Origin of the sequence: Prosthecobacter sp., assembly GCF_049294395.1 — a bacterium.
In the GTDB taxonomy this organism is placed as follows: Bacteria; Verrucomicrobiota; Verrucomicrobiia; order Verrucomicrobiales; family Verrucomicrobiaceae; genus Prosthecobacter.
Genome location: NZ_JBAQCR010000308.1, coordinates 1 through 2,224 on the forward strand (window position 1 = coordinate 1; position 2,224 = coordinate 2,224).

Sequence of the window (2,224 nt, forward strand, 5' to 3'; positions counted from 1 at the left end):
GGGCCGCGCTGCGCTCGAGCTCGTCACCTTTCGCGTCGAAGAGGGCCAGCGCACACGCTCCGCGAATCTTATCCGCATAATAGCGTCCCAGCCAGGCCAGCGCCTCGCAGTCACTGATGGTTTTCCGGAGTTCGGAGTCCTCCTTCGCAGCCTCGCGGAGCGCATCGAGCGCGCCCAGGGTTTCCGCCGCCGAAGCGTCCAGTGCTTCGGCGATCTGGAGTGGCGTGGTCCCCTCCATGGGCTGTCCAGCAGCGAGACGCGCGCGCCAGTCGCGGATCGGGAGCACGTTCGCGCCCGGCATGGAGATGCCGTCCATGAAATGGCGCACCGTGTAGAAGCCCTTGCTCTTCGGATGGCTCAGGCAGGCCTCGGGATACCACTTGAGATCAATGTCCCCCCAGAAGAAACGCGTGATGAGCGGCATGACCTGCGAGGCCCCTTGCAGCGCACGGAAAAGCTGCTGCGACGATGCCTTGGGATGGCGGGCAGCGAGTTGCCGCTCGAAGCATGAATCGAGCAGCGAGGGCTCGTAGGCCAGCCTGCCCCAGAGCATGAACGAGTACCACTGCTTCTCCATCACCAGAGGGCGCGGACCGGGATTGGGACTGCGCTCAAGAAAGTCGCGACCCCAGACGTAACCGTCCGGCCCCATGTAGAAGCCGGCCATCTTGTCCGCCGTCGGCATGTTGCGGATGTAGTTGCGGGCGTAAACGGGATCACCGAAACGGAAGGTGTAGATATCGTCATTCCGCACCGTGAGCCAGGTCTTCCTGCCAGGGGCGAGCCCCTCCAGCAGCGGCTGGATAAAGGGCGGGTTCGTGATCGAATACATGTGCGCCACTGAGTATTTGAAGCTGAACTCGAAGGGCCCCGGGTACTCTTTGAAGGCCTCCAGGATCTCGCTCTGCGCAGTCCAGTGGAAGCGGTGGATCATGCCGAACGCGCGTTTGGGGTCGTCCTTCAACGCGTCGCGCACGCCCTCGCCGTAGGTGTCCCACAGCCAGTCTTCCTTGGCTTTGGAGTCCATTTTATGCGGCATGCCCTCGCCGGCCGTGATGCCCATGCCGGCCAGCAGCGGATAGGTCTTCACCATCTCCCGCACGCTGGCGCGGAAATACTGTTTCGTAGTCTCGTTGCCCAGATCGTTCGTAATGCCGTGCTTGCCCTCGGCGCCGAAGGTGAAGACGTTCCAGGTGAACACATAGACCTGTATGCCGCGGTCGGCAGCCTGCTGCATGACCCAGCGCCAGAACGCGATCTTCTCGTCGATCGTCATGCGCTTCACCACCTCGTGGTCGGCGAGCATGGAGGGACGGACCATGTCGGTGCCGGCAAAGCTGAAGGTGTCGTCGAGCTTGGCGCGGGTCCGCCAGACGTCATCCAGCGCGACCTCGGGGAACTCCGGCACCTTGACCAGCGAGGGGAACGGATGCAGGCTCCAGAGCGAGAGCACGTTGTAGCGGTGGCGCGCCATCGCATCGAGGAACTCGGTCCAGAAGGGGCGCTCCCACATCTCGGGAATGTTCGCCTGTGCGGCGTCAGAGCAGTCCGTGTAGCTCGGCGTGCGGAGATCGAGCGGGATGTTGAACTTGATGCCGCGCCGCGCGATATAGGGCTTGTGATCGGAGTCCTCCAGAGCATCGAGCGTGCCCGTGCGGATCGCCTCCGCGATATCCAGCCCGCCGTACATCGCGCCGGTGGCATCGGCCCCGCGCACGGTGATGAAGCGGCGGCCGTCCCCGTTCTGCACGCGGATGCTGTAACTCTGCGCAGCGGCATGGCCCTCCTTTTCCACGGTGAGCGCAATGCGAGTCCCGGTGGCGTCATTTCCCACAGTCATGCCTCGCGCCACAGCCCCACGACGAATCTCCTCAGCGGCAAACGTTCCAGGCCCCTCTGCGGCCGCATCGACTGCCAGTTCAACGTTTGCAGCCAACGCTGGAACCGACAGCAAGGAACCGAGTAGCGCCCTGCGTGCGGCCGCAGCCGCCAGAAAGAGGCTGTTTTTCATGGCTGTTTGGTTGACTCCTTACGGTAGCAGAGGGTCACGCGCCGCACGTACAGCGCGTCGCCCCACGTTTCAACGGGATCGACGGCCAGCGCGATCTCTTTCACGCCCTTCCACTGCGTGGCCTGCTGGAGGTCGACCTGCACGAAGCCGACGCCATCCTTGTCGGGGTGCAGCCAGCGCACGTCGCTGCCGCTGAGCAGCCGCGCCCCGTAC

Annotated in this window: 2 protein-coding genes; both read right to left on the reverse strand. The window is 64.0% G+C overall.

Annotated features, from left to right (window positions below):
• The coding region (locus tag WAW39_RS20385) for a carbohydrate-binding family 6 protein (protein ID WP_422321004.1) at positions 1–2,011 on the reverse strand (2,011 nt) is incomplete at its 3' end.
• On the reverse strand, positions 2,008–2,224 hold a 217-nt coding region (locus WAW39_RS20390; RefSeq protein ID WP_422321005.1), incomplete at its 5' end, for a hypothetical protein. The genes WAW39_RS20390 and WAW39_RS20385, both read right to left, overlap by 4 nt.